General features: G+C 63.0%; 22 protein-coding genes. 11 read left to right on the top strand and 11 right to left on the bottom strand.

What is annotated here, in order from left to right; translation table 11 throughout:
* Positions 1 to 190 precede the first annotated feature (190 nt).
* The 3 genes from KEC45_RS12150 to KEC45_RS12140 form a co-directional block, all read right to left on the bottom strand.
* Entirely contained in the window at positions 191 to 409 is a 219-nt protein-coding gene (locus KEC45_RS12150; RefSeq protein ID WP_062178960.1) for a hypothetical protein, read from the bottom strand.
* On the bottom strand, positions 406 to 711 hold the full coding sequence (locus KEC45_RS12145) for a hypothetical protein (protein ID WP_062178963.1): 306 nt from the start codon (positions 709 to 711) through the stop codon (positions 406 to 408). The genes KEC45_RS12150 and KEC45_RS12145 overlap by 4 nt, the downstream gene beginning before the upstream one ends.
* Before the next feature lie 317 nt (positions 712 to 1028).
* A complete protein-coding gene (locus KEC45_RS12140) occupies positions 1029 to 2015 on the bottom strand; it encodes a hypothetical protein (RefSeq protein WP_062178965.1) in 987 nt (328 codons plus the stop codon).
* Positions 2016 to 2133: 118 nt separating this feature from the next.
* Here KEC45_RS12140 and KEC45_RS12135 point away from each other — a divergent pair, with 118 nt between their 5' ends.
* Complete coding sequence (locus tag KEC45_RS12135; RefSeq protein WP_152682309.1) at positions 2134 to 2691, top strand: N-carbamoyl-L-amino acid amidohydrolase; 558 nt, start codon at positions 2134 to 2136, stop codon at positions 2689 to 2691.
* On the opposite strand, the gene KEC45_RS12130 is transcribed toward KEC45_RS12135, so the two are convergent.
* The 3 genes from KEC45_RS12130 to leuA form a co-directional block, all read right to left on the bottom strand.
* Entirely contained in the window at positions 2622 to 3662 is a 1041-nt protein-coding gene (locus KEC45_RS12130; RefSeq protein ID WP_252171078.1) for a reverse transcriptase family protein, read from the bottom strand. The genes KEC45_RS12135 and KEC45_RS12130 overlap by 70 nt on opposite strands.
* Positions 3643 to 3942 (bottom strand): helix-turn-helix domain-containing protein, encoded by a 300-nt coding sequence (locus KEC45_RS12125; protein ID WP_238586593.1) that lies wholly within the window; start codon positions 3940 to 3942, stop codon positions 3643 to 3645. The genes KEC45_RS12130 and KEC45_RS12125 overlap by 20 nt, the downstream gene beginning before the upstream one ends.
* A 469-nt stretch (positions 3943 to 4411) precedes the next feature.
* Positions 4412 to 6076, bottom strand: coding sequence for a 2-isopropylmalate synthase (leuA, locus tag KEC45_RS12120; RefSeq protein ID WP_062178973.1), 1665 nt, complete (start codon positions 6074 to 6076; stop codon positions 4412 to 4414).
* Positions 6077 to 6381: 305 nt separating this feature from the next.
* Between leuA and KEC45_RS12115 the strand changes: the two genes are divergently transcribed.
* Positions 6382 to 8493 (top strand): TonB-dependent siderophore receptor, encoded by a 2112-nt coding sequence (locus tag KEC45_RS12115; RefSeq protein ID WP_062178979.1) that lies wholly within the window; start codon positions 6382 to 6384, stop codon positions 8491 to 8493.
* Positions 8494 to 8849: 356 nt separating this feature from the next.
* Here the strand turns inward: KEC45_RS12115 and lptD are convergent, their stop codons facing one another.
* The gene (gene lptD, locus KEC45_RS12110) at positions 8850 to 11153 is read right to left on the bottom strand and encodes an LPS-assembly protein LptD (RefSeq protein WP_252171077.1); all 2304 of its coding nucleotides are present in this window, start codon (positions 11151 to 11153) and stop codon (positions 8850 to 8852) included.
* Between the two features lie 132 nt (positions 11154 to 11285).
* Between lptD and KEC45_RS12105 the strand changes: the two genes are divergently transcribed.
* From KEC45_RS12105 to ndk, 3 genes are all read left to right on the top strand, one after another.
* Positions 11286 to 12731: a leucyl aminopeptidase gene (locus KEC45_RS12105; RefSeq protein WP_062178984.1), complete on the top strand. Its 1446-nt coding sequence runs from the start codon at positions 11286 to 11288 to the stop codon at positions 12729 to 12731.
* 34 nt (positions 12732 to 12765) lie between these two features.
* Positions 12766 to 13215, top strand: coding sequence for a DNA polymerase III subunit chi (locus KEC45_RS12100; protein WP_062178988.1), 450 nt, complete (start codon positions 12766 to 12768; stop codon positions 13213 to 13215).
* A gap of 87 nt (positions 13216 to 13302) precedes the next feature.
* On the top strand, positions 13303 to 13725 hold the full coding sequence (gene ndk / locus KEC45_RS12095; RefSeq protein WP_062178991.1) for a nucleoside-diphosphate kinase: 423 nt from the start codon (positions 13303 to 13305) through the stop codon (positions 13723 to 13725).
* 70 nt (positions 13726 to 13795) lie between these two features.
* Here the strand turns inward: ndk and KEC45_RS12090 are convergent, their stop codons facing one another.
* From KEC45_RS12090 to purM, 3 genes are all read right to left on the bottom strand, one after another.
* The gene (locus tag KEC45_RS12090) at positions 13796 to 14608 is read right to left on the bottom strand and encodes a hypothetical protein (protein ID WP_062178994.1); all 813 of its coding nucleotides are present in this window, start codon (positions 14606 to 14608) and stop codon (positions 13796 to 13798) included.
* Positions 14609 to 14626: 18 nt separating this feature from the next.
* Entirely contained in the window at positions 14627 to 15577 is a 951-nt protein-coding gene (purN, locus tag KEC45_RS12085; protein ID WP_062178997.1) for a phosphoribosylglycinamide formyltransferase, read from the bottom strand.
* Positions 15578 to 15689: 112 nt separating this feature from the next.
* Positions 15690 to 16796: a phosphoribosylformylglycinamidine cyclo-ligase gene (purM, locus tag KEC45_RS12080; RefSeq protein ID WP_062178999.1), complete on the bottom strand. Its 1107-nt coding sequence runs from the start codon at positions 16794 to 16796 to the stop codon at positions 15690 to 15692.
* 85 nt (positions 16797 to 16881) lie between these two features.
* Here purM and KEC45_RS12075 point away from each other — a divergent pair, with 85 nt between their 5' ends.
* Genes KEC45_RS12075 through KEC45_RS12060 form a run of 4 tightly spaced genes read left to right on the top strand, consistent with a single transcriptional unit; the run spans position 16882 to position 22466 of the window.
* Positions 16882 to 18153: a hypothetical protein gene (locus KEC45_RS12075; RefSeq protein ID WP_062179002.1), complete on the top strand. Its 1272-nt coding sequence runs from the start codon at positions 16882 to 16884 to the stop codon at positions 18151 to 18153.
* Positions 18153 to 18806, top strand: coding sequence for a chromosomal replication initiator DnaA (locus tag KEC45_RS12070; protein WP_062179005.1), 654 nt, complete (start codon positions 18153 to 18155; stop codon positions 18804 to 18806). Before KEC45_RS12075 ends, KEC45_RS12070 begins: the two co-directional genes overlap by 1 nt.
* Positions 18797 to 20971, top strand: coding sequence for an RNA degradosome polyphosphate kinase (locus KEC45_RS12065; protein WP_062179008.1), 2175 nt, complete (start codon positions 18797 to 18799; stop codon positions 20969 to 20971). Before KEC45_RS12070 ends, KEC45_RS12065 begins: the two co-directional genes overlap by 10 nt.
* 16 nt (positions 20972 to 20987) lie before the next feature.
* Complete coding sequence (locus KEC45_RS12060; RefSeq protein ID WP_368389944.1) at positions 20988 to 22466, top strand: Ppx/GppA family phosphatase; 1479 nt, start codon at positions 20988 to 20990, stop codon at positions 22464 to 22466.
* Here the strand turns inward: KEC45_RS12060 and rnd are convergent.
* Positions 22463 to 23650 (bottom strand): ribonuclease D, encoded by a 1188-nt coding sequence (rnd, locus tag KEC45_RS12055; protein ID WP_062179014.1) that lies wholly within the window; start codon positions 23648 to 23650, stop codon positions 22463 to 22465. The two genes, KEC45_RS12060 and rnd, sit on opposite strands and share 4 nt — an antisense overlap.
* A 109-nt stretch (positions 23651 to 23759) precedes the next feature.
* On the opposite strand from rnd, the gene KEC45_RS12050 reads away from it, so the two are divergent.
* Complete coding sequence (locus KEC45_RS12050; protein WP_062179017.1) at positions 23760 to 24089, top strand: hypothetical protein; 330 nt, start codon at positions 23760 to 23762, stop codon at positions 24087 to 24089.
* Positions 24089 to 25600 carry an FAD-binding protein gene (locus KEC45_RS12045; RefSeq protein ID WP_252171076.1) on the top strand — a complete coding sequence of 504 codons (1512 nt, stop codon included), beginning with the start codon at positions 24089 to 24091 and terminating at the stop codon, positions 25598 to 25600. Before KEC45_RS12050 ends, KEC45_RS12045 begins: the two co-directional genes overlap by 1 nt.
* The last annotated feature ends 62 nt before the right edge of the window (positions 25601 to 25662 follow it).

The following is a 25662-nucleotide window of genomic DNA, read 5'->3' as shown; positions in this document are numbered from 1 at the left end:
ACGTTAGCCCGGCCCATATGGGCGATTGTCCGTGAAAAGTCAAGGTCAAGCCAAATTATCGCAAAATTGCACGCGGCCGATGCGGCGGATTTTTCCGTGGCGGAACACCCGAAATTGCTATCGAAAAGCCCGCATTTATTTCCCCCAAATGAGCCAATTGGGTGCGATTATTATGGCGTGTCGGCCCTTGTTACTGCGGCGGGCGATAGAAGCGATAGCGATCGACCGCGCCCGCAATGATATGCCCACCCAGCCGCAGCCGGATCTCATCCGCCCCGGCGCCCGTCGTGCAGACGAGGCGCGTTCCGCCCGAGCGCAGCGGTTCGATCGCGCTGATCGCGATCCCCGCGGCGTGGCAGATCGCGTTCACCTCGCTTTCGGTCAGGCTGAGGTTGATCGCGCGGCTCATGCGTCGTTCGCGGCGCGCGCCCGGATCGCGTCGGCGACACGGACGAACCCCGCATCGCTGGCGGTCGCAAGCGCGAGCGGGCGGCCGCCGAGTTCGGCGTCGTCGGCGTTGAGGAAGGCGATCGCCGGATCGCGCCCGCCCATGTTGAGAAAGGCGAGCTGGCTGATATCGCCCTGACGCCGCGCCTCTTCGCGCGATAGCGGGCTGCGCTGCCTGCGAAACGCAAAGCCTGCACGCGCCCGGCCCGGGGCGGGCGCGGCGGCGGGGGTTTCGGGGCCGGTGGTCGGGGTGTCGGAACTCATGCGGGCGCCTCCTCTTGCGTAAGCGGGAGCGCGCGGTCTCTCAGCCGCGGCGGCCTACAGAAAGTATGTGCCGCGATAACCCCTATATGGGGACGCGCGCGGGGGATTGTAAGGCATGGAAAATCGAGCCTCCTGCCGTCCGCAGGACGTCTTCCCATTGCCCGCAGGACATGGGGAGGCAGCGCGCGCGGGGCGCGTTGCTTTCCGTTGGGCGCAGCAGGCGACGGTGGAGGGGCCGCGCCGCTAATGCGGTCGGGGCCTCCGCCAATCCTTCGGGCCGTCAACGCGCCATGGCTTGGTCGCAGGGGCGGGGAGGCTCAGCCGCTCGCGCTTTTGCGTGCATTTTTGCCCTGCGGCTCGGGGTCATTTGCGGGGGCGAGCAGGCCCAAAAAGGCGCGGCGGGCGATCTCTGCCGCGACGCGGAGCGGCGCAAGTTCGGCTTCGCGAACGGCTTCGAGCGCGTCTTCCTCATCGGGGTCCATCGTGCGTTCATAGTTGTAATCGCCGAATTTCCCGACTTCGATGCCGATGAAATTTTCGGGCGGCGGGAAATCGGTGCGCCGGCGGCCGGTTTCGTGATCGGTCCAGACGGTCATGCGGGCGGCGTGTTCGTCGGGGGTCGGGGCGACGAAGCGCGGGGGAGCGGGATTGGCGGAAATCTGCGCAACTTCATTCGCGATCGGGGTATTTTTCCAGAGCGCACCGAGCGGGTTGGCGCGGTTGTCGCGCGCGGCGAGCCAGAGCGCGAGCGCGGCGGCGAGGCCTTCGGACGGCGGCGCGATTTCATCCCCGGCGTCCTTTGCGGTCTCAGCCTCGGCGTTCGCGGGCGCCGCGGCTTCGGCGGCGTCGAAGAGCGACAGGAAGCCCGGCCAGTCGGCGGCGATGACCTGTGTCAGCATCTCCTCGCCGGCGCGGGCGCGCGTTTCGACCATCTTGTCGAGCCGTGCGAGCATCGCGAGGCCCAGGCGGGAGTCGATACGGCGGCGCTTGGCAAAGCTGCGGCCGTCTTCGCGCTGCAGCTCGACGGTCTCGTCATGCCCCCAGATCGCGCGGTCGAGCAGCTCATCGACCAGCCGCCCGCGCGCGATCAGCAGCGCCGCGGCGCAGCCGAGCTTGAACGCCGCACCCTCGGGACGTTGCTTGAGCTGATAGACGGCGGACGGCGACATGCCGACCTTTGCCGAGGAAATCTTCACCGAACCGTTGGTGGCGAAAGCCTCGAGAAAGTCGCGCTGGAGTTTGGGCGTCCAATGATAGCTGGTGGGGGCGGGGATATGGGCGGGATTATATGTAGTGTCGTCCATTGATTCTTCCTTTCGGTTAGGTGAAACCGATAGAATGAACCATATGGGTGAAATGTAGGAAAGAGCTTATTGCCTATAGGTTGATTCTCTTGCAATTCGTCCAGGAGGGGGGAGCGAAATGGCAAATCCGTATCTGTCTGATGGGCGCTTGAATGACGTTATCGCGGCTATTACTGTCCTAGGAACATATAAGTTCTACAAACTATCGACCGAAAAATGGGCCGCAAGAATCTCAGGATCAACAAACGAGGTCGAGAAATGGCGCATAGTATTTCGGGAGCATCCGGAATTTTTTCGGGCGGCCTCTGAGGCTGATAAGATTTCATTGGTCTGGCGGAGACAGTTCCCTCGCAATTTCGACGTTGATGCAGAACCGGAGTATCTGCCCGACGACGGTATTGATGAAACAAAGGAAAGTCGAATTAGTCGTCGGCCTTTGACGCCCTCGGAGGTTACAGAATTGGTCAGCGTGGCGATTAGGTTGCATGATCGAGCCTTGGAACAGCAAAAGGCTGGCAAGTGGTGGACGCAGCTTGTCGTTGCTGGGATGACTTTGCTTGGCGTTGCCTTAGGTGCGGTGCTTCAGCATTACCTACGCAACGATAGTCATTCCCAAGGGGGAGTGCCGTCATCGATCTCTGTAGAGGTTTCGTCCGGAGTAGAGCCGACAGGATAAGTGACGTACCTTGGTTTGAGACGCGCTCGTCTCATTCGAAGGGCGTTCATTCGATTTGCGGCAAGTCTGCCTTGTTCGGACGATGCGCCCAAATGATATCGATAGGTGCCTAAAGCGGCCAGCAGCTTGTCAGTCGCCTGTGTGCGCTGAGCGTCGGTCAAACGTTGTCGCAATTCGGCATATCCCGACTGGATGCGGCGGTGCAGCGAGAGCGGTGCGCCAATGCTTGTTTTTGTCACGGGTACGCCTGTAATCGGGACCGGGCGGGCAGTTGAGCGAAACTGTATCTTATGAGTCTGAAATCCGAAGCGGCGAATTGCGGCGCGAACGTCTTCCATGACTTTGCCTCGGACGAACGATCCAGAAATCACAAGATCATCGACCCATAGTGACATCTTGAGATCTTGCTCTTTACAGATATCCGAGATTGCATCGAACATCTGCCGATGAACGAGAGTGGTCAGGACGGGGCTGACAGGCGATCCGAAAGGCATCTTGCCGTCAACGGCGACTAGCTTGGTAAAAAGGCCCGCTACATCTGCCCGTAGACCTGCCACGTGATACGCCCAGCGAAAGATATGCTCGTCGGTCGTCGAGGGGTAAAACTGTTTGATATCTAGGCTAAGAATCTGATTTTGGCCAACGTGATGTTCAGCATTATCTCGTTGTGCGCGACCTTTGCGGGGGCTGAACAAGTACTCGGGTTGCTTGATCTTGTTTAGATGAATTTTTATGCGTTCGTGGATCGTGCGTAACTTACCCGTAGGAACGGCAAGTTCCCTCGTCTTCGTTCCGATGAGCTTTGGGCCTCGTTTAATATAGCGATCCTTGTCTCGAACTAGCGCCTCTAATTGCTGCTTTTTCCAACCTAGAAGTTCTGCGAGATCGCGTTGCGCTAGATCCTGCGTCCAAGGTGAATTCTCGAACGGATAGCGCTCATACTTATTTTGCTTATGCCGCTTCACGGTCATTCGGCTTGAGCTTTTCAAGGAGCTTGAGGACTTTATCAGCCACAATCAGTTGCCCACGTCGCGCGATTGGCTGGCCTTCGATCTCTTCGGCAAAAAAGAGCAGCTGCGACATACGAACATCAACTGTGTCGCTATATGATTGCAGCAAATCCATAGTAACGTTCTTACGTCCGCCCTCGATGTCTGAAATCAGGGACTGGGTCACTGAAAGACGCTTCGCCATCTCGGCTTGTGAGAATCCACAATAGAGGCGGAGAAGCCTGAGTGCTTCATTTATCATAGGCCGCTTCGTCATTGTACGGCTGTCCCGAGGTCATCCATCATTCGTGGAAGAGATGTTTCACGAACGAAACCACCTGACCCACCGCAATAATTACCTTCATAAGAAGGAGCCATCGCGAGGGTTCGGGCGGCCGATGCCGCTGCGTGCGAGGGTCGGAGCTCATTGGTTGCTTTCCTTTCGGCCACACCGACACGAATTTGTCGGCGCCCGTAGGCCAGTTTGAAAGCGATGTTCCGGAACGTTTGTACCTCGGGTGTGCCGCGCCCGGTCCCGGGCGGGCGCGGCGCGCAGCCACCCCCGGCCGAGACGCAGGTGGTAGTCGGGAGGATAATCCTCCCACAGGGCCAAAGGCCCCTGCTTCTGACGGGTTCATCATGAGCTACCATCGCCGGACCGTTCAAGCACGGGCGAGGCAACAATGCAAGATGAAATATCGCAACCGGCGATATTTCATCGCGATTAGCGTTTAAGCCCCATTCGCCGCCGACAAAATCGCCCGCACACTCGCCGTCGCAACGTCGGTATCCAGCCCGCACCCAAACAGGCTCCTCCCGTCCGCCGTGCGGCATTCGACGTACGCCGCGGCCTGCACATTGCTGCCCTGGCCGATGGCGTGCTCGCTATAGTCGACGATGTCCATGATCGGGCCGCCGGACTCCGCGAGCGCGGCGATGACGCTGCTCATCAGGCCGTTGCCGCGGCCGCTGACGCTGCGCGGGGTGCCGTCGATGGTGAGCTTGCCGGCGAAGATGCGGTCGGTGCCCGCATGGCTCTCCGACCAGTCGACGAGCTGGAAGCGCTTGCCTGTCGTGACCAGATAGGCGTGGTCGAACGCGCCCCAGATATCCTCGGCGCCGAGTTCGCGGCTGGTTTCGTCGGCGAGCGCCTGGACGACGTGGCTGAAGCTTGCCTGCATCTTCTTGGGCAGCTTCAGGCCCTTGTCCTGTTCGAGCACCCAGGCGACGCCGCCCTTGCCCGACTGGCTGTTGACGCGGATCACCGCTTCATAGCTGCGGCCCAAGTCGGCGGGGTCGATGGGGAGGTAGGGGACTTCCCACTTCTGGTCATTCTGGCGTTCGCGCGCGGCGAAGCCTTTCTTGATTGCATCCTGATGGCTGCCCGAAAACGCCGTGTAGACGAGCTCGCCGCCATAGGGGTGGCGCGGGTGGACGGGCAGGCGGTTGCAATATTCGACCGTCTGGATGACCTCGTCGATGTTCGAGAAGTCGAGCTCTGGATCGACGCCCTGCGTGTACATGTTGAGCGCGATGGTGACGAGGCAGGTGTTGCCGGTGCGCTCGCCATTGCCGAACAGGCAGCCCTCGACGCGGTCGGCGCCCGCGAGCAGGCCAAGTTCAGCCGCCGCGACGCCGGTGCCGCGGTCGTTGTGGGTGTGCAGGCTGATGATCGCGCGGTCGCGATTGGGCAGATTCTTGCAGAAATATTCGATCTGGTCGGCGTAGATGTTCGCCGTCGATGCCTCGACCGTCGCGGGGAGGTTGAGGATGATCGGCTTGTCGGTCGTCGGCTGCAATATGTCCATCACCGCCTCGCAGCAGGCGATGCTGAAATCGAGTTCGGCGGTCGAGAAGGTTTCGGGGCTATATTCGAAACGCCAGTCGGTGCCGGGCAGGCGCGCGGCATTGTCGCGGAGCTGCTTTGCGCCCTCGATCGCGATGCCCTTGATCTCGTCCATCTCCATGCCGAAGACGATCTTGCGCCACGCGGGGCTGACCGCGTTATAGACGTGGACGATCGCGGTTTTCGCGCCCTCCAGGCTGTCGAAGCTGGTGCGGATCAGGTCGGCGCGGCTCTGCGTCAGCACCTGCGGCGTGACGTCGGCAGGGATGCGGCCGTTGCGGACGAGGCCCTGGATATAGTCGAAGTCGGTCGCGCCGCTGGCGGGGAAGCCGACCTCGATCTCCTTGAACCCGCATTTGACGAGCAGGTCGAAGAAGCGCGTCTTTTTCTCTGCATCCATCGGGTCGATCAGCGACTGGTTGCCGTCGCGAAGATCGGTCGAGAGCCAGATCGGCGCCTTGGTCGTGACGCGGGTGGGCCATTCGCGGTTCGCCAAGGGAACCTGCGGGAAAGCGGAATATTTCGCGGACGGATCGCGGAGCATGGTCATGGTTGGATAGCTTCTTCTGGGTGGTTGCGGTGCTTGTCGATCGGACCCTTGAGCGGGTGGCCGCGACTAGCGCGCAGCCAGTGTCACGCCCAAGGGCGTGTAAGTCGCAGAAGAAGAAGGGCGTTGCCGCGCATGGGCGCCCTAGTGATGCAAAATGTCGCGCGATGCAAGGGGGGAATGCGAAAATTGCGTCGCGGAAGCTGTCGACGCGAATGTTCCCGCTTTTTGGAGAGCAATTAATTGCGATTGACATGCAATAGCATCAAACCTAGCTGGCGATAACGGGTCGCTGGCAGGATAATGAAATGCAAAGAAGAATTTCGCCGCTTATCGTCGTTTCGACGCTGGTAGCGCTGGTCCCGGCACTGCCGGCGTCAGCGATGGCCGCCGAAATAGAGGGCGATGCAGGGAATTCGGATTCGAGCACCATCGTCGTCACCGGCACGCTGATGCAGAGCGAAAGCAGCAGCGGCGCTTTAGGCAGCAAGGCGGTCATCGACACCCCCTATTCGGTGACGGTGATAGACGCCGAGGATATCGCGAAGCGGCAGGCGACGACGATCGGGCAGATATTCATCAACGACCCGTCGGTGTCTTCCTTTGCCACCGCGGGCACGACCAACTGGTGGGGCACGCAGATCCGTGGGATCGGCGTGCGCAATTACTACGTCGATAAGGTGCCGTTGCTGCTTTATTGGGGTGGCGACTATCCGCTGGAGGCGGTCGAGAGCGTCGAGGCGCTCAAGGGGTTGTCGGGCTTCATGTATGGTTTTGGAGAGCCGGGCGGGGTGATCAGCTATCGGTCGAAACGGCCGACCGCCGAGCCAATGCTGACCACCAGCTTGGGTTATCGCTCCGAAAGCGTCCTTTATGGCCATCTCGACGCCGGCGGGCCGCTGACGGGCGACGGACGGCTCCGCTATCGCGCCAATATCGCTGGGGAAAAGGGCACTGCGTATAACAAGGCCGGGGTCAATCGCTGGCTAAGCGCGCTCGCGCTGGAATATGATATCAGCCCCGATGTGCAATGGTACGCGCGCGCGACCTTTGAGCAGAGCAATCTGGAGCATGAGCCATTCCAGATTTATTGGCGCCGCTATACGGGTAAGAAACTGCCGCGCCCGACCTATGACTATGACAATCTTCATGTCGATAACAGTTTCTATAAGACCGACATGCTTGCCACATCGACGGGGCTCGGCTGGCAGGTCGCGCCGAACTGGAAGCTCGACCTCGATTATGGCTATACACGCAAGCTCCACCGGTCGAACAAGATGTTCACCGAAATCCTGAACGAGGCCGGCGATTACCGGGGCTATGCCTTCAATTTTGCCGAGCTCGACCAATATCATTTCGCGCAGCTGATGTTGCAGGGCCGGTTCGCGACCGGCCCAATCGAGCATGAGATCGTCGCGGGGCTTTCCTTTATGGACACCGCGAATGATTATGGCGCGAACAGCCATTACAATAATGATTTCAACGGAAATATCTATCGCCGACAATCCTTTCTGGTGACGCGCGACATCGATTTCTCGACCAAGGGCGGCCCGTATAAGGACCGCCAATATGCTGCGTTCATCAGCGATACGCTGCATTTGGGCGAGTATGTCCAGGCGATCGCGGGGGTGCGCTATACGCGCTACAAATTGCTCGACGTCGACGGCGATCCGCAGGTCGCTTCGGGCTATCTCAACACCGCTGCGACGCCCACCCTCGCGCTGATCTATAAGCCAGCGCCTTATGTTTCGCTTTACGGCAGCTATGTCGAATCGATGGAGGGTGGCGGGCGCGTCAGCGACGATTATGCGAATGCGGGCGACATATTGAAGCCGACCCTCAGCCGCCAATATGAGGTCGGCGCGAAATATGCCAAGGACGGGCTAGACTTCACGCTGGCGGCCTTTCGGGTCGAACGCGCCGCGGCGATCGACCAGTTGCCGGACGGAGCCGACAAACCCACGCTGACCCAGGACGGAATGACGCTGTACAAGGGCGTCGAAGCGATCCTCGCGTATCGAGCGGCGCCACGGCTCAAATTAGGGGCCGGCGTGGTGCATCTCGACCCGAGTTTGCGCGATGTATCGGTGGGCAATGAAGCGCTACGCGGCAATATCCCAGCGCAGGCCGCGCGATGGCAATTACTCGTCAACGCAGAATATGCGGTGCCTGCGGTCGAGGGGCTCAGCGTGCATGGCAATGTTCGTTACTTCGGCAAGGCGCCGACCGACGACAGCAACCTGCTCTTCATTCCGGCGCGGACGCTCGCAAACGCCGGGATTCAGTATGCAACGACGATTGGTGGACGCGCAGTGACCTTCACGGGCAACGTCAATAACGTCTTGAACAAGAAATACTGGACCCACGGTGCGATGGGCGAGGCGATCAACGGCGCGTTCGGCGTCAAGATAGGCTGGTAGGCGAGAGGCTCGATCGCGAGGGCATATGCTCCCCTGCGATGAAGCGGCGCTTTGGATCGGCAGTTTTTTTTGGGGGGGGGGGCGCACGGTCCATCGCCCACTTCCTTCATCCCGGGCTTGACCCGGGATCCCGCTTTTACGCGCATCGACCGGCCTTCGAAATCAAGCGGGACCCCGGATCAAGTCCGGGGTGACGATATCGGGAGGCCCGCTTCCGGTCCTTAGCCGACAGTTCCTACTCCAGATTCGTCATTCCCGCGAAAGCGGGAACCCAGCGAGCCGGCGCTGTCACTGGGTTCCCGCTTTCGCCGGAATAACAAAATGTGGGGATGGCAACTTCCGGCCGAAAACTGCGGTTAGAATCCCAGATTGCGGAAGGCGATGCGGAAGGAGAAGCTGTTGCCGCGTCGCGCGTCGCCCGTGTCGGCATAGTCGCGCCGCCAGGTCAGCGCGATCGACAGGCATTCATCGTCATAGGCGACGCCCAGCCGGTGACGAATCGGCTCGAACCCGTCGGCGCCGCTCAGCGGATCGTCGCTCTGCTTGGTCAGGTCGACGATTGCCGAGCCGAACACCGACCAGTTTTTGGCGACCGCGACGCGCCCGCCGACGCGCGCTTCTTCGCGGTCCTGCAGATCTTCGCCGAGCAGGAGGATGTCGCGGTTCAGGCGCGAATAGCCGAGCACGGCATAGGTCGAGCGGCTGCCGATCGTCGCGTCGAATTCGTTGCGGCGGATCGCCAGATTATCCTTGTCGAGCCGGTAGCGGTGGGTCAGGCGCAGGAAGTCGCGATAGGCTATCGTCGTGCGTCCGACGATGTCCGACGTTCGGTCGGTCAGCCCCGTGCCATCGGGGAACAGCGCGGGCTTGTCCGACAGGCGATAGCTTTGGCCGACGACGCTGTTGATGTTGAAACCGGGCCGGCTGTAATTCCATTCGACGCCATAGGTGACGCGCGCACCGTCCTCGAACCGGTCGTGGCCGTTGAAACGGTTGATCGCGAACAAATTGCTGTCTTCGAGGTCGAAAGCGCGCGAATCCTCGTTCGGGATGTCGATGTTCTTGATCGGCGGCGTCGCGACAAGCTGGATTCGCGGGGTCAGCGTCTGCGTACCGCCCGCGAATTCGCCGATGAAGGGCCAGCGCATATCGGCGGCGATCGCGGCGATCCCGCGTGCCTGCCAGCCCGATTTGCCGCGATAGCCCGGGATGGCGGTCAGCAGATTTTCGTCGCTGTGATAAACGTCGCCGCGCACCATCGCGGTCAGCGTGACTTCCTGACCCAGCCCGGTCAGGCCACGCAGATCCCAGCGCGCGCCGGCGAAGGCCCGCTGCGTATCCTGTCCCGCGGTACGACCGATCGCCAGCGTGTTGAGCTGTAGCTCGAACTGGCCGCCGAGCACGGGGTCGGCGAAGCGCTGGCGATAATCGATGATCGGCAGGGCGATCGGCTGCTGCCCCTGCTCGTCGTTGCGGCGCAGCGTCTGCGTCGCCCAGCCCGCGATCGAAAGGTAGCTGTTACCACCGATCCGCTCGAGTTCGAAGGTCGAGCGCAGTCGGTCGTCACGGCTGATGTCGTATCTGCGCATGAACGTGCGGTCGGTCGCGATGCGGCCGGAATAGGTCAGGCTCCAGCGCGGATCGAACTGGAACTTGCCCGCGCTTTCCAGATAGCCGCGGAATCTCTTGCGCGATTCGGGGGCGTCGCCGAGCAGGGGGACGAGGGAGCCATAGGTCGCATAGCCGTTGATGCGGAACGAGCCGATATCGGTGAGCGCGCGGAACTCGCCCTCCATCATCGGCGCCGCGCTGGTATAGAGATGCGGGGTGATGGTGATGTCGCGATCGGGCGCCAGCCGCAGATAATAGGGCACCGCGATCTCGAACCCGTTGCTGCGGTCGAGGCGGATTTCGGGAACCAGGATGCCGCTTCCCGCCTCGCTGTTGGCCGGATGACTGAGCCCCGGCAGCGGAATTAGCGGCAGGCCGAAAATCTCGACGCGCGCGCCCTTGTACCGGATCTTGTTCTTCGTCCGGTCGTACATCACCTTGACCGCGCGAATCTGCCAGCTCGGATTCTTGGGGCAGCCCGCATCATCCTCGACCGGACAGGGTGTGTAGGCGGCATTCTCCAGCTCGATATTGCCGTTGTCGAACCGCGTGCCCTTCACCGCCGCAAGGCGCGATCCATTGTCGAGTACGACAAGCAGATTCTCGACGACGCCGTCGCGCAGCGTGTCGGTCAGTTCGATCTTGTCGCCATAGGCGGTGTCGCCCTCGGGATTTTTGATCGTGACATTACCCTCGGCGAAAACCTTGCCCGTCTGCCGGTTCCAAGTGACCTTGTCCGCGCGCATTTCGATCGCTTCGCGGTTCATCTGGACATTGCCCTCGGCCACGACGACTTCGCTGTCGCCGTCGTAATTGAGGTTGTCGGCGGCAAAGCCGATCTGTTCCTCACCCTTTACGGCGGGGGCGTCGGATGTCGTCGGGGCGACGTCGGGCGTCTGGAGGTCGGGTGCCGGCGCGACGTCTTCGGTCCGGGTCGATTCCTCGCTGGTCTGGGCCATTACCGGGCAGGCGGCGAGCGCGACACCGCTCGCGGTCGCCAGCCAGAACGGCCGCGCGCGCGCCGTTTGTTGGAACAAAGCCCAGCTCATTTGATATCTTTGTCCCACACCTTATCTAGCGTCCACCCGGATTGGACCGGCTGCTTTGTTTTTGCAACTCGCAGGCGAAACCCCTATCGGTCCGGCACGTTCCAATCAATCATCGCATAAGAAAGTTAAGGCATGGACATTCAGTTTGTCGCGCAAATCGATGCGTCTGCCGACGTTGTCGCGTTTCCGGTCCGCAAGGGCGAGGCCGGCGCGCTCGGCGCGCTGCTTGGTGCCGCCGCGGCGCAGGCGCGCTTCGACGGCGCGGCGGGGACGATCGCCGAAACCGCGGCAATCGACGGCGAACAGGCGAAGCGCCTGCTGCTCGTCGGCATCGGCGAGGGAAGCGAGCAGGATCTCGAACGCGGCGGCGCGGCGCTGACGGCCAAGTTGCAGACCAGCGGCGAGACGCACGTATATGTCGATTTCGCAAGCACGGGGCAGAGCGACGCCGATGACGTGCTCGCCTTTGCGATGGGCGCGCGCCTGCGCAACTGGCGGCTCGACACCTATCGCACGCGCCTTGCCGACAAGGCGAAGCCGAGCCTTCGGACCGTGACCATCGCTTCTCCGCACGGCGACCTGTCCAGCCGCTGGGCCGAGAATGAAGCGATTGCCGCTGGCGTCGCGCTGACCCAGACGCTGGTCGCCGAGCCGCCGAACATTCTTTATCCCGAGACCTTTGTCGAACGCTGCCAACATCTCGCCGACCTTGGCGTCGAAATCGAGGTGCTGGACGAACGCCAGATGAAGGCGCTCGGCATGGGCGCGCTGCTCGGCGTCGCGCAGGGCTCGACCCGCCCGCCGCGCCTGCTGGCCATGCGCTGGAATGGCGGCAATCCGGGCGAGGCGCCCGTCGTGTTCATCGGCAAGGGCGTGACCTTCGACACCGGCGGCATCAGCATCAAACCCGCCGCGGGCATGGACATGATGAAGTGGGACATGGGCGGCGCGGGCGCCGTCGCGGGCGCGATCAAGGCGATCGCGGGTCGCAAGGCGAAGGCGAATGTCGTCGGCGTAGTCGGCCTCGTCGAAAATATGCCCGACGGCAATGCGATGCGCCCCGGCGACGTCGTCAGCACCATGTCGGGCCAGACGGTCGAAGTGCTCAACACCGACGCCGAGGGCCGCCTTGTCCTTTGCGACGCGATCAGTTGGGCGCAGAGCGCCTATGATCCCAAGGTGATCGTCGACCTCGCGACCTTGACCGGCGCGATGGTTATCTCGCTCGGCCACGAATATGCTGGCATCTTCGCCAATGACGAGACGCTGGCCGCCGACCTGATCGCCGCGGGCGAGGTCAGCAACAACAAGCTGTGGCGTTTCCCGCTGTCGCCCGCCTACGACAAGCTGATCGACAGCCCGATCGCCGACATGAAGAATATCGGTCCGCGCGAAGGCGGCTCGATCACCGCGGCGCAATTCCTGAAGCGCTTCGTCGGCGACGGCGTCGCCTGGGCGCACCTCGACATCGCGGGCATGGCGTGGGCCGACAAGGACGGTCCGGTGTGGGCGAAGGGCGCGACGGGTTACGGCGTGCGCCTGCTCGACCGCTACATCGCCGCCAACCACGAAGGTTGAGCGAGCCAGAAAGCAGGATAGGGGGCAGGGGAGCATGGCGCGCGTCGACTTTTACCGGCTGACCCGCGATCCGGTCGAACGGGTGCTCCCCGCGCTCGCGACGCGTATATTGGCGAACGGCGACCGCCTGCTGGTGGTCGCCGCGCCCGCGATGCAGCGGCAGGCGATCGACGAGGCGCTGTGGACGCTGACCCCGGCGAGCTTCCTGCCGCATGGCCACGCGGGGTCAGCCGACGAGGAAATCGAGCCGATCCTGATTTCGGGCGCGCTCGATCCATCGCCGCCCAACCGCGCCAGCCATCTGGCGCTCGCCGACGGCGAATGGCGCGAGGAGGCACTGGGGTTCGAACGCACTTTCCTGCTTTTCGACAACAGCCGCATCGACGACGCCCGCGCGCTCTGGCGTACGCTTGCCGCGCGCGAGGACGTCGACAACCGCTTTTGGAAGCAAGACGAAAACGGCCGCTGGTCCGAAGGGCCCTAGCGCCGCGGCGCTCAATCCTTGCAGTGCAGCAAAAGCGCGGCTAGAGGCGCGCGCATCGCAGACAATAACAACATAGGAGCTTCCCCCATGGCGGTCACTCGCACCTTTTCGATCATCAAGCCCGACGCCACGCGTCGCAACATCACCGGCGCCGTCACCAAGATGCTCGAAGAAGCCGGCCTCCGCGTCGTCGCGTCGAAGCGCATCCACATGACCCGCGAACAGGCCGAAGGCTTCTACGCGGTCCATAAGGAACGCCCCTTCTTTGGCGAACTCGTCGATTTCATGATCAGCGGCCCCGTCGTCGTGCAGGTCCTCGAAGGCGAAAATGCCATGCAGGCGAACCGCGACATCATGGGCGCGACCAACCCGGCGAACGCCGAGCCCGGCACGATCCGCAAGGAACTGGCCGAGAGCATCGAAGCGAACACCGTGCACGGTTCGGACAGCGACGAAAATGCGGCGATCGAAATCGCTTATTTCTTCAAGCCCGAAGAAATCGTCGGCTAAACGACATTTGCCCTAGGGCAGCGAAGGGCCGCCGGAGCGATCCGGCGGCCTTTTTCGTGAATGAAGCCTGTCACCCTTTTCCGTCATCGGAGGAGTCGTTCGTCTCATCGTCGCCGAGGTCAATTGCGCGCCGGCCGAGCTTGAATTGGGACGGCACCGGAGGGAGGGGTAGACGGGAAGTCTGCGGCGCCTGCGATGCTTTCTCGCGCTCTTCCTCGGCGTTCAATTCCTTGACGGCACCGCTGAGCATCTTTCCGCCCGCATATACCGAATAAACCCCGCTCAATGCCAGCACGAGGGTGGGGTCGACCGCAAACTTTCCTATGTCGGCGACGATCTTCACCGTCCCGTGGACGCCTTCGAGGATCAGCGTCAATCGGCTGCGTCGAGGTTTGTGTTCGGCGTTACAAACGTGGCGGCGCAGCGCTTCGATGTCCCGGGAAACTGTCGTCAGCAGTTCGTCGGTCATGGACAGAGTTTTGTGAGCGGCGAGCTGGTCACGCATCTCGGCGACAAGCTTCTCGACCCATTTGAAGCGTATTCCCAGCTTGGACAGGCTGTCGCGTTCTATGCTGAGAATCTCGTCCGCGATCCGTTGCCGTTCGCTTTCGTCGAGATTGCGGAAATCGGTTCTGACCAACCCCGACCAACGAGAGAAGCGTCCGATCAGGCCGCGCGTGTCGCTCTCCGGATCGTCCACAAGAATGCGATGAATTTTGTCGAGTTGGTCGCAAAGCCGTTCTAGCAGCAATTTTGTTCGGCTGTTGTCGAGCGCCTCATCGTCGAGAGATTCCATGTCGAACTCGATCGCGTTGGCATCGCTGACCGAATCGCGCGCGATGGCGATCAGTCGATCCGTTGCTTCCCGATAATCCGCATCCATCGATGTTCCCCCCGATAGCTAGAAATCCTCCGCGACGCCCATCAATCCCGCCAGCTTCTTCGGAGCGACCGCCAGCCAGCTTTTGCGCAGCCATTCGCCGATTGCGTCCCAGTCGGTGTCGCCGAGATCCAGGCGGATGCCGACCCAGCCGTCGCCGAAATAGGCAGGGCGATAATAGCGATCTTCGTCGAGTTCGATCAGCGCCGCCTGTTCGTCGCCGCCGCTGATCTTGACGAGCAGCGCGATCTTGCCGTCGCCATGATGATCCTCGGTGAAATAGGCGAATTTCTTGCCCTTCACGATCCCGAAGCAAGGCATGCCGTGCGACATCACTTCGTCGGCCTCGGGCAGCTCCATCGCCAGTTCGCGGACGCGGCCGCGCAGATAGTCGGGCGACCGTTCGCGTGTCACAAAGGCGGCGAGCGTCGCGGGATAGAGTTGGTGTTCGGCGAACTGGACCCGCCGCGCCAGCGTTTCAACGGTGTCGTCCGGCAGGATCGCGACCGGCGTCTGCGCAAGCACCGGGCCGTCGTCGACGCCGGACGTCACGATATGGACGCTGCACCCGCCGAATTTGTCGCCGGCCTCGATCGCTTGCTGGTGGGTATTCAGACCCTTGTAGAGCGGCAGCAGGCTGGGGTGGATGTTGACCATCTTGCCCGCCCAGCGTCCGACGAACTCGTCCGACAGGATGCGCATATAGCCCGCGAGCGCGACGAATTCGGTATCGGCGCTGCGCAATTGCTCGTCGACCAGCGCGTCGAACGCATCGCGGTTCATGCCTTTGTGCGACAGGCTCCACGTCGCGATGCCTTCTGCCTCCGCGATCTTAAGACCCAGCGCATCGGGATCGTTGCTGCCAACGAAGACCAACTCATAGGGGCAGTCGGCGGCTTTCGCCGCATAGAGCAGCGCTGCCATATTGGTGCCGGCGCCTGAGATAAGGACCGCGACTTTGGCTTTCGTCACGGCGCCACCCTTTCAATCCGTTCGTGCTGAGCTTGTCGAAGCACTGTTCTTGCCTTTCAACCTCAAAAGGAAGGACGACCCTTCGACAAGCTCAGGGCGAACGGTTTCGGGCTTACCCGTTGTGCGTGGCGCTCCACGCGCCCATCGCGCTCCATGTTTCGGCGCTGCCCGTCACGGTGCAGCCCTTTTCTCCCTCGGCGACATGGCCGATGCGGAACACAGTCTCGCCCGCCGCTTCGAGTGCCGCGGTCACGTCGGCGACCTCGCCCTCGGCGACAACGACCGCCATGCCGATCCCGCAGTTGAAGGTGCGCGCCATTTCCTCGGGCTCGATATTCCCTTGCGCCTGCAGGAACGCCATCAGCCGCGGCTGTTCCCATGCGTCGGCATCGACATGCGCGTGCAGCGTCTTGGGCAGGATGCGCGGGATATTTTCGAGCAATCCGCCGCCCGTGATATGCGCGAGGGCATGGATCTTGCCGGTCTTCACCAGCGGCAGCAGGCTCTTCACATAGATGCGCGTCGGCGCCATCAGCGCATCGATCAGCAGAATCGTCTGGTCGAACAGGGCAGGGCGATCGAGCTTCCACCCCTTGTCCGCGGCAAGACGGCGCACGAGCGAAAAGCCGTTCGAATGTACTCCCGACGAGGCGAGGCCCAGAATGACGTCTCCCGCCGCGACCTTGTCGGCTGTCAGCACCTGGTCGCGCTCGACCGCGCCGACGCAAAAGCCCGCGAGGTCATAGTCGCCGTCCGAGTACATGCCCGGCATTTCGGCGGTCTCCCCGCCGATCAGCGCGCATCCGGCCTGCTTGCACCCCTCGGCAATGCTCGCGACGACTTCGGTCGCGACATCATTGTCGAGCTTGCCAGTGGCATAATAGTCGAGGAAAAACAGCGGCTCGGCACCCTGAACGATCAAGTCGTTCGCGCACATTGCGACCAGATCGATGCCGACCCCGTCATGTTTGCCCGATTCGATGGCGAGTTTCAGCTTGGTGCCGACGCCGTCGTTCGCCGCGACGAGCAAGGGATCGTTGAACCCCGCCGCCTTCAGGTCGAAGAAGCCGCCAAAGCCGCCCAGGTCGGCGTCGGCGCCGGGGCGACGCGTCGCACGGGCGAGCGGGGCAATGGCACGGACCAGCGCGTTGCCGGTCTCGATCGATACGCCGGCCTCTGCATAAGTGTAGGAGGCGGGTTGGTTGTGCTTGGAATCCATGGCCAGCGCGACTAACGAGTCTGGCCACGAAATGCCATGATTTCCTTGTCCGGCGACACGCTTTTGGGCAAAGCATAGAGAAGATATGATTTCGGCTGCTTTCCCCCGCCTCGCGCCCCACCTGATCCTTGATGCCATTCGCCCGCGCGACTGGCGCTGGGCCGCGCTTTTCGGCATTTTCTTCGCGATTCTGCTCGTCGGCGTTGTCGAAGGACAGATCAGCCGCGGCGATCGCGGCATCACGCCGATCAACAGCAGCGGTGATTTCCTGGCGAGCGGCATCATGGTGGACGTGACCGGCGACAACGCCGACGATGCGCGAACCAAGGGCTGGCGCGAGGCGCAGCGCAAGGGCTGGACCCAGCTTTATCGTAAATTGAACGGCAGCGACGGCCCGGCGCTTACCGATTCGGTACTCGACGGCATCGTCACCGCGATCGTCGTCGAGGAAGAGCAGATCGGTCCGCGCCGCTATGTCGCCAAGCTCGGCGTCCAGTTCGACCGCGTCCGTGCCGGTCAGATCCTGGGGGTCAGCGGGCGGACGCTGCGTTCGCCGCCGCTGCTTGTCATCCCGGTCTATTCGATCGACGGCATTCCGCAGGTGTTCGAACAGCGCAGCGCCTGGCAGCGTGCATGGGCCGAATATAATACGGGGCAGAGCGCGATCGACTATGTCCGCACGGCGGGTACGGGCGCCGACACGCTGTTGATCAACGCGGGACAGACCGGCCGCCGCGGCCGCGTATGGTGGCGCGTGATCCTCGATCAATACGGCGCTGCCGACGTGCTGACGCCGATCGCGCGCGTCGAATATTCCTATCCCGGCGGCCCGATCAAAGGCTATTTCACCGCACGCTTCGGCCCCGACAGCAAGCTGATCTCCAGCTTTACGATGACCGGTCCGAGCCCCGCCGCACTGCCCGACATGATGGAGAAGGCCGTGGCGCGCATGGACCGCATCTATATCGATGCGCTGGCATCGGGCGTGCTGCGCACCGACACCTATCTCGTCCTCGAAAAGCCGGTCGAGAAGGAAGATCTGCCCGAAGAGGCCGCGACCGACGAAGATGTGCTGCCGAGCGAAACCGACGCGAGCGTGCCAACGACGGCGGCCGTGGGTGTGCAGAGCTTCACCGTCCAGTACAGCTCGCCGGACGTCGATTCGGTCACCGCGACCGAACGCGCGGTGGCGGGCGCCGCAGGGGTCCAGTCGGCGTCGACGACCAGCCTTGCGCTTGGTGGCACGTCGGTGATGCGCGTCAGCTTCCGGGGCGATATTGCCGCGCTGAAGGCCGCGCTCGCTGCGCGCGGGTTCAAGGTGCAGGAAGGCGGCGGCCAGCTCAGGATCAGCCGCTGATGGCGCGCGGATCCCAGATCGCACTCCCGCTCGACTGGAGCGCGGGGGGCAGCAATGACGGTCCGCTGATCGTCGGCACCAGTAACGCGGATGCCGTGCGCTATCTGCGCCACCCGGCGACCTGGCCCGTGCGCACCGCGGTGCTGGCCGGACCGCGCGGGTCGGGACGCAGCCTGATGGGGCGCCTCTTCGCCGGTGAAACCGGCGGTCGCGTTATCGACGGGCATGACAGCGTGCCCGAGGAAGAGATTTTCCACGCGTGGAATGCGGCCCAGAACAGCGGCGCGCCGTTGCTGATCATCGCCGATGCGCCGCCGCCCGCTTGGAACGTGGCATTGCCCGACCTTCGGTCGCGTCTTGCCGCCGTGCCGGTGCTGACGATCGGCGATCCCGACGACTGCCTCGCGCGCGACCTGATCGAGGCGCTGTTCGCGCAGCGTGGCATCGTGCTCGCGCCCGGAGTTGCTTCCTATATCGTCCCGCGGATGGAGCGCAGTTACGCAGCGATCCACCGTGTCGTCGCGGCGCTCGATGCTGCTTCGCTGGAAAAAGGGGGCGGCATTAGCATTCGTCTTACTCGTGAAACATTACTGTCACAGGGGCTCATCGATCCCGATTTGCTCGAAAGACAGGATGACGCGACATGTCGATAGCCGGCGGCCCCCTACGCGCAGACAATGATGCCGACACGGCGGCGACGCCGCCCAGCTTTGGTCCAGAACGCTTCTTCAACCGCGAACTCTCCTGGCTCGCCTTCAACCGGCGGGTGATGGAGGAGGCACGCAATCCCGCGCATCCTTTGCTCGAACGTCTTCGGTTTCTGTCGATTTCGGGCAGCAACCTCGACGAATTCTTCATGGTTCGCGTTGCGGGGCTCAAAGGCCAGCAGCTTCAGGGAATCGACGATCCGTCGGCCGACGGCCGCTCACCGGGGCAGCAACTCGCCGAGATCGAGGCCGAGGTGAACCGCCTCGTCGACCAACAGCAGAGCGAATGGCAATTGCTTCACAAGCTGCTGGGCGAACAGGGCATCGTCGTCCACGGCACGGGGTCGGACAAGGAAGCGCTGCGTAGCGCGCTCCGCCAATATTTCATCGACCAGATTTTCCCGATCCTGACGCCGCAGGTGCTCGACCCGGCGCATCCGTTTCCCTTCATCCCGAACCGCGGGCTTGGCGTCATTTTCGATTTGCAGCGCAAGGCGACGGGCGAGACGATCCGCGAACTGGTGATGATCCCCGCGTCGCTGGCGCGCTTCGTGCCGGTTCCGGGGCAGCCGGGCGCCTTCGTACCGATCGAGTATCTGATCGAGATTTTCGGCGATTTGCTGTTCCCGGGTTTCACCATCCGCTCATTGGGCGTGTTCCGCATCATCCGCGACAGCGATATCGAGCTTGAGGAAGAGGCCGAGGATCTTGTCCGCCTGTTCCGTACCGCGATCCGCCGCCGCCGCCGCGGCCGTGTGATCCTGCTCGAACTCGAAGCCGATATGCCCGGCGAAATCGCCGAGGTGCTCAACGCCGATATCCAGGGGCACGAGGCGATCGTCGCCAAGATCGGCGGCTTCATTGGGCTCGCGGCGCTTTCCGCACTGGTCGACGTCGACCGCCCCGACCTCAAATTCCCCGCTTACTCGGCGCGTTTCCCCGAACGGATTCGCGAACATGGCGGCGATTGTTTCGCGGCGATCCGCTCGAAGGACATCGTCGTCCATCACCCTTATGAAAGCTTTGACGTCGTCCTGTCTTTCCTGCGACAGGCGGCGGCCGATCCCGACGTCGTCGCGATCAAGCAGACGCTTTATCGCGCGGGTAACCAGTCGCCGGTCATCCGTGCGCTGATCGAGGCGGCGGAAGCGGGGAAATCGGTGACCGCGGTCGTCGAGCTCAAGGCGCGCTTTGACGAGGAACAGAATCTTCTCTGGGCGAACCAGTTGGAACGCGCCGGTGTGCAGGTCGTCTACGGCTTCATCGAGTGGAAGACGCACGCCAAGATTTCGATGGTCGTGCGCCGTGAGGGGCAGGGGTATCGGACCTACTGCCACTTCGGCACGGGCAATTATCACCCGGTGACCGCGCGTATCTATACCGACCTCAGCTTCTTCACTGCCGATCCGCGCGCGGGGCGCGATGCGGCGCAGTTGTTCAATTACATCACCGGCTATGTCGAACCCGAACGGCTCGACCTGATCACCATGTCGCCGCTCAACATGCGCGCGCACCTGTCCGAGCTGATCGACGCCGAGACGGCGGCGGCGAAGGCGGGCCTGCCGTCGGGCGTGTGGGCCAAGATGAACAGCCTCGTCGACCCCGACATCATCGACAAACTGTATCAGGCGAGCGCGGCCGGCGTCCCGATCGAACTGATCGTGCGCGGCATCTGTTGCCTGCGCCCCGGCGTACCGGGACTTTCCGAAACGATCCGGGTCAAATCGGTGGTGGGCCGTTTTCTCGAGCACAGCCGCGTATGGGCCTTCGCGAACGGCGCGCCGCTGCCGCATCGCGGGGCAAGGCTCTACATCAGCAGCGCCGACTGGATGCCGCGCAACTTCGACCGCCGCGTCGAATATATGATCCCGATCGAAAATCCGACCGTGCACGACCAGATATTGGACCAGGTTCTGGTGGCGAACCTCATCGACAATGAACAGAGCTGGATCCTGCAGCCCGACGGCACCTCGGTGCGCGTGACGCCGGGCGACAAGCCCTTCAACCTTCATCATTATTTCATGAACAACCCGTCGTTGTCGGGCCGCGGAACGGCGCTTCACAAGCGCCAGGACGTCCCGACACTTGCTTTCAATGTGCGCGAAGATTGAGAAAATAGACTTGGGCTTGCTGCGTACATCCAAACAGGCGGTCCACCGCTCTGCGGTCATCGATATCGGTTCCAACTCGGTACGCATCGTCGTCTATGAGGGACCGGCGCGCGCGCCCGCGGTGATCTTCAACGAAAAGGTCGCAGCGGGTCTTGGCCGCGGCCTCGCCGTCGATGGGCGCATCGCGCCCGAAGACGCCGAACGCGGCCTCGTCGCGCTCCGTCGCTATGCGCTGCTCGCAAAGCATATGGATGTGAAGGACGTCCAATGCGTCGCCACGGCCGCGGTACGCGACGCGGTCAATGGTCCGGAGTTTATCAAGGCTGCTGCCGAGGCGGGGCTCGCGATCCGGCTGCTTTCCGGCGAGGAAGAGGCCGAGGCGGCGGGGCACGGCGTGCTGGCGGCGATCCCCGACGCACATGGCATCGCCGTCGATCTTGGCGGCGGCAGCCTTGAACTTGCCGAGGTGTCGAACGGTCAGGTCGGCCGCCGCGCGTCCTTCCCACTCGGCGTGCTGCGCTTGCCCGCGCTGCGCAAGGATGGCGAGCAGGCATTCGAGCGCGCCGTTCGCAAGATGCTTCGCGCCGCCGGCTGGCCCGACGGCCTGACCGGGCAGCCGCTTTATCTCGTCGGTGGTTCGTGGCGCGCGCTGTCGCGCCTCGATCTCGAACTCACGCGCGATCCGCTGGCGGTGCTCGACCAGCATACACTCCCGCGAAGCGCGCTCCGCCGCCTGATTCGGGCGTCGAAGCGCCTGACCTTTGAAGAGTTGCGCGAGATCCCCGGAATGGCATCGAACCGCGCCGCGGCACTGCCCGATGCGGCGGCGCTCCTCGCTGCGCTCGTCAATATTCTCGACGTTCCAGAAATGACGGTGTCGTCGTCAGGCCTTCGCGAAGGGCTGCTCTATCAGGCGCTTGATGCCGACACGCGCGCGCAGGACCCGTTGATCGTCGCCGCCGAATTCGAAGGACGCCGCCTCGCGCGATTCGCACCGCACGGCCGCGCGATCGCCGAATGGATCGCGCCGTTGTTTGCTGACGAGGTCCCGGCCGATAGCCGCGTTCGTCTCGCCGCAAGCCTGCTCAGCGACGTCGCCTGGTCGGCGAATCCCGATTTCCGGGCCGAGCGCGGCACCGAAATCGGCCTGCACGGCAATTGGCGCAGCATCGACATTCCGGGCCGTATCCTGCTCGCGCGGGCGCTTTATGCAGGCTTCGGCGGCGCCGACGCCGAATTCCCTGCCATGGGCAGCCTTGTTTCGGCGGAACGCTTGGCGCGCGCGCGGCAATGGGGGCTCGCGATCCGCCTCGCACAGCGCCTGACGGGCGGGGTCGAGGCGCCGCTCAAGGCGAGCGGAATTGCGTTGGTCGACGGCAAGCTGAAGCTTTGCCTCGATGCCGGCTGGCATCATCTGGCCGGCGAATCGGTCGAACGCCGCTTGCGCGTCCTCGCGCAGGCGCTCGACGCCAAACCCGAACTCGTGCTGCTTTAAACCTCGGCCGCGGTCGCGGCGTCGATCTCGCTCATCACCAGCTTGCCGTTCTTCACGGCAAAGCCCATCCGTCCTTCGACAAGGTCGAGCGCGGCGTGGCCGAACACGTCGTAGCGCCAGCCCTGCATCATCTGGATGCCCTCACGCGCGCCCGCAGCAAGCGCCTCTAGATCGTCGCTGCGCGCGATCAACCGTGCCGCGACATTGAGTTCACGCGCCCGGATTTTCAGCAACAGTTTCAGGAGGTCGGCGACCAAAGTGCCTTCCTTGCCGAGGCCGGGGCCGCGCGGTGCGCGATCGGGCATGTCGTCCTTCGACATCGGTTTGGCGCCTGCGATCGCGTCCATCAGCCGCCCGCCGATGTCGTTGGTCCGCCAGGTTGCCGACAGCCCGCGCACACGGCCCAGCCCGTCCTGATCTTTCGGCGGATGCGCGGCGAGATCGGCCAGCGTCTCATCCTTGACGATCCGCCCCCGCGGCAAATTCTTTGTCCGCGCTTCGCGTTCGCGCCATGCGGCGAGCGCCTGAAGCCGGCCGAGAACGTCGGGCTTGCGTGTCGGCACCTTGATTCGCTGCCACGCCTTTTCGGGATCGACGCTGTAATTGGCGGGATCGGCGAGCTTTTCCATCTCCTCGTCAAGCCAATGGCCGCGGCCGGTCTTGATCAGCTTGTCGAGCATCATCGGGAAAATCTTGGCGAGATGTGTCACATCGCCGACGGCATAGTCGATCTGGCGCTTGTCGAGCGGACGGCGGCTCCAGTCGGTAAAGCGTGCACCCTTGTCGAGCTGAAGCCCGATCCATGCTTCGACCAGGTTCGAATATCCGACCTGTTCGGCCTGACCGAGCGCCATCTGGCCGATCTGTGTGTCAAAGATCGGATGCGGCGTCTTGCCGGTCAGATTGAAGATGATTTCGACATCCTGTCCGCCCGCATGAAAGACCTTGAGCATATCCTCATTGTCGACGAGCAGGTTGAGCAGGGGCCCCAGATCGATGCCGGGCGCCATCGGATCGATTGCCGCGGCATGGTCGCGGTCCGCCACCTGGATCAGGCAAAGCTCTGGCCAGAAAGTATTTTCCCGCATGAATTCGGTATCGACCGCGATGAAATCGCTGTTCCGAATGAGGTCGCAGAATTCGACGAGCGCGGCGTTGGTTTCGATCAACGGATGGACTTGCATAGCGCGCCTATACAGCTAGTTGAGAGGAACGGGCAGGAAAAATTGCCCGCGCTCTTCGGGTTGCGGAGCCGGAACACCGGCCGGGGAAAAAGACGAAGGGATTTTGGGCATGATGTGGCTCGGTTGGGTGCTCGCGGCGCTCGGTTTTGCGTTGCTTTTCGGTCAATATGCCGCGGGGCAGGCGGATATTTTTCTGTCGATCTCCAATCCGCGACCGCTCGACGAGGAATCGATGGTGGTGACGCTGAAGGGTTGGGGGTTCGCCAGTCAGGCGGCGCAGCCCTTTGTAACCCCCGAATCCGATCACGGGCTCTGCGATGTGCGGGTGTTCGCCACGCGACGCCAGATGCTCGTCGCGATCGCAACCTTCGGCTTCCTGCGCCCGGTGACCGTCGCCTGGCGCGCGCATGCCGGCATTCTGCCGCTGGGAGAGGCCTGATGCCGATCGTCAGACTGGGCGACGAGGGCCGCTGGACAAATTATCACGGCACGGGGACCTCTGAGGCGGCGACGCGCTTTGCGCTGCGCAGCGGCGATGCGGAGCGCGGGCGCGACGAGATCGCGATTGCCGCGAAGTCGGTGCAGGACTGGCTCGCTCAGGCTGAAATGGCCAAGCGCCGCGTCCGCCCGCTCGGTGCGGGCTGGTCGCCGTCGAACGTCAATATCAGCTCGCAAAGCTGGTTGCTCCACACGCGCCGTTTCAACCGCTGCTTCCGGATCGGCGCCAGCGATGTCCGTTCCGGTATCGACGCGGGTTCGCTGATGCTCATCGAAGCGGGCGCGCTCGTCGACGAGGTTTCGGACAAGTTCGAGGATCAGGGCCGTTCGCTGTGGACCAGCGGCGCAGGCAATGGGCAGACGTTTGCCGGCGCGGCCGCCACGGGCACGCACGGTTCGATGATCGCGCGCGGCGGCATTCAGGACCATATCCGTGCGGTACAGATTGTCACACCCGGCGGCATCCACTGGATCGAGCCCGCCGCCGGAGTGATGAACGACGCCTTCATCGCCGCGACGGGTTCGACGGCGGTGCGCGACGATGAGCTTTTCGCCGCGGTGCAGCTTCCCGTGGGATCGCTCGGGATCGTTACCGCGCTCGTCGTCGATAGCGTCCCGAAATTCCTCGTCCGTCCGATCCAGAATCTGCGCAAGGTCGATTGCGCCGCGCTCGATTGGCTGACCGCTGGCGATTTCCGCCGATTTTCCAAGACCTACGCGCTCGATCAGGATCCTGATTTCGTCCAGATGATCGTCAATCCCTATAAGCCGTTCAAGCGGCCGGCGATGCTGCGCTTCCTTTACCGCGAGCCATGGCGCGACGATTATCCACGCGCCACGCCCGGGCAACTCGGCGCAGGTTACGATGCACTCAGTCTGCTCGGCCGATTGCTCAACGATTATCCGTGGGCGCGCGGACCCTTGCTGCAATTCGCAATGAAGCAAGGCTATGCCAGCGGGCCCGACGTCGATGACCCGCCGGTATATGGCAGTTGGGGGGAGGGGCTCGACACGCATCGGCCGCTCGCCGACCTTTTCAACGCGTCGGTCACCATCGATCGCGCCGATCTTGCACGCGCTTTTGAACGCATCTGCGCAGTCTATGCCAAATATGGCGGCTCTACGGTCATCACGGTACGTTTCATGGAGCGCGCACAGGGCCTGCTCGCCCCGGCCCGTTTTGCGCATAATGCGGTGATCGATTTCGACGGCCCGCGCAGCCAGCGCACCGCCGACGCTTACGCCCGCGTTGTCGAATGTCTTGATGCCGAGGGGATCGGCTTTACCCGCCATTGGGCAAAAAGCTGTCACCTCGACGCCGCGCGCGTCGCCGCCGACTATGGCGAGGATTTCCGGCGTTGGCGTGCCGCGCGCGACCGGCTGCTTCCCGATCCGGCGCACCGCGCGCTGTTCGGCAGCGAGGTGCTCGATAACCTTGGCCTGACCCGTTGATTCGCGCCCTCAACCCTTGACAAATGGCGCTGCGCATTGCCTTAGGCGCGGCCATATCGGCG

Source organism: Sphingopyxis sp. USTB-05 (assembly GCF_023822045.1).
In the GTDB taxonomy this organism is placed as follows: Bacteria; Pseudomonadota; Alphaproteobacteria; order Sphingomonadales; family Sphingomonadaceae; genus Sphingopyxis.
This window is presented reverse-complemented; position numbering and strand designations above follow the sequence as displayed.

What these genes read in the sequence shown, in the direction of transcription:
- KEC45_RS12075 (WP_062179002.1), top strand. Translation starts at nt 16,882, where the DNA reads ATGATTTCGGCTGCTTTCCCCCGCCTCGCGCCCCACCTGATCCTTGAT.
- KEC45_RS12070 (WP_062179005.1), top strand. Translation starts at nt 18,153, where the DNA reads ATGGCGCGCGGATCCCAGATCGCACTCCCGCTCGACTGGAGCGCGGGG.
- KEC45_RS12090 (WP_062178994.1), bottom strand. Translation starts at nt 14,608, where the DNA reads ATGGATGCGGATTATCGGGAAGCAACGGATCGACTGATCGCCATCGCG.
- KEC45_RS12145 (WP_062178963.1), bottom strand. Translation starts at nt 711, where the DNA reads ATGAGTTCCGACACCCCGACCACCGGCCCCGAAACCCCCGCCGCCGCG.
- purM (WP_062178999.1), bottom strand. Translation starts at nt 16,796, where the DNA reads ATGGATTCCAAGCACAACCAACCCGCCTCCTACACTTATGCAGAGGCC.
- ndk (WP_062178991.1), top strand. Translation starts at nt 13,303, where the DNA reads ATGGCGGTCACTCGCACCTTTTCGATCATCAAGCCCGACGCCACGCGT.
- KEC45_RS12125 (WP_238586593.1), bottom strand. Translation starts at nt 3,942, where the DNA reads ATGATAAATGAAGCACTCAGGCTTCTCCGCCTCTATTGTGGATTCTCA.
- KEC45_RS12115 (WP_062178979.1), top strand. Translation starts at nt 6,382, where the DNA reads ATGCAAAGAAGAATTTCGCCGCTTATCGTCGTTTCGACGCTGGTAGCG.
- leuA (WP_062178973.1), bottom strand. Translation starts at nt 6,076, where the DNA reads ATGACCATGCTCCGCGATCCGTCCGCGAAATATTCCGCTTTCCCGCAG.
- KEC45_RS12140 (WP_062178965.1), bottom strand. Translation starts at nt 2,015, where the DNA reads ATGGACGACACTACATATAATCCCGCCCATATCCCCGCCCCCACCAGC.
- KEC45_RS12150 (WP_062178960.1), bottom strand. Translation starts at nt 409, where the DNA reads ATGAGCCGCGCGATCAACCTCAGCCTGACCGAAAGCGAGGTGAACGCG.
- KEC45_RS12105 (WP_062178984.1), top strand. Translation starts at nt 11,286, where the DNA reads ATGGACATTCAGTTTGTCGCGCAAATCGATGCGTCTGCCGACGTTGTC.
- lptD (WP_252171077.1), bottom strand. Translation starts at nt 11,153, where the DNA reads ATGAGCTGGGCTTTGTTCCAACAAACGGCGCGCGCGCGGCCGTTCTGG.
- rnd (WP_062179014.1), bottom strand. Translation starts at nt 23,650, where the DNA reads ATGCAAGTCCATCCGTTGATCGAAACCAACGCCGCGCTCGTCGAATTC.
- KEC45_RS12130 (WP_252171078.1), bottom strand. Translation starts at nt 3,662, where the DNA reads ATGACCGTGAAGCGGCATAAGCAAAATAAGTATGAGCGCTATCCGTTC.
- KEC45_RS12100 (WP_062178988.1), top strand. Translation starts at nt 12,766, where the DNA reads ATGGCGCGCGTCGACTTTTACCGGCTGACCCGCGATCCGGTCGAACGG.
- KEC45_RS12135 (WP_152682309.1), top strand. Translation starts at nt 2,134, where the DNA reads ATGGCAAATCCGTATCTGTCTGATGGGCGCTTGAATGACGTTATCGCG.
- KEC45_RS12065 (WP_062179008.1), top strand. Translation starts at nt 18,797, where the DNA reads ATGTCGATAGCCGGCGGCCCCCTACGCGCAGACAATGATGCCGACACG.
- KEC45_RS12045 (WP_252171076.1), top strand. Translation starts at nt 24,089, where the DNA reads ATGCCGATCGTCAGACTGGGCGACGAGGGCCGCTGGACAAATTATCAC.
- KEC45_RS12050 (WP_062179017.1), top strand. Translation starts at nt 23,760, where the DNA reads ATGATGTGGCTCGGTTGGGTGCTCGCGGCGCTCGGTTTTGCGTTGCTT.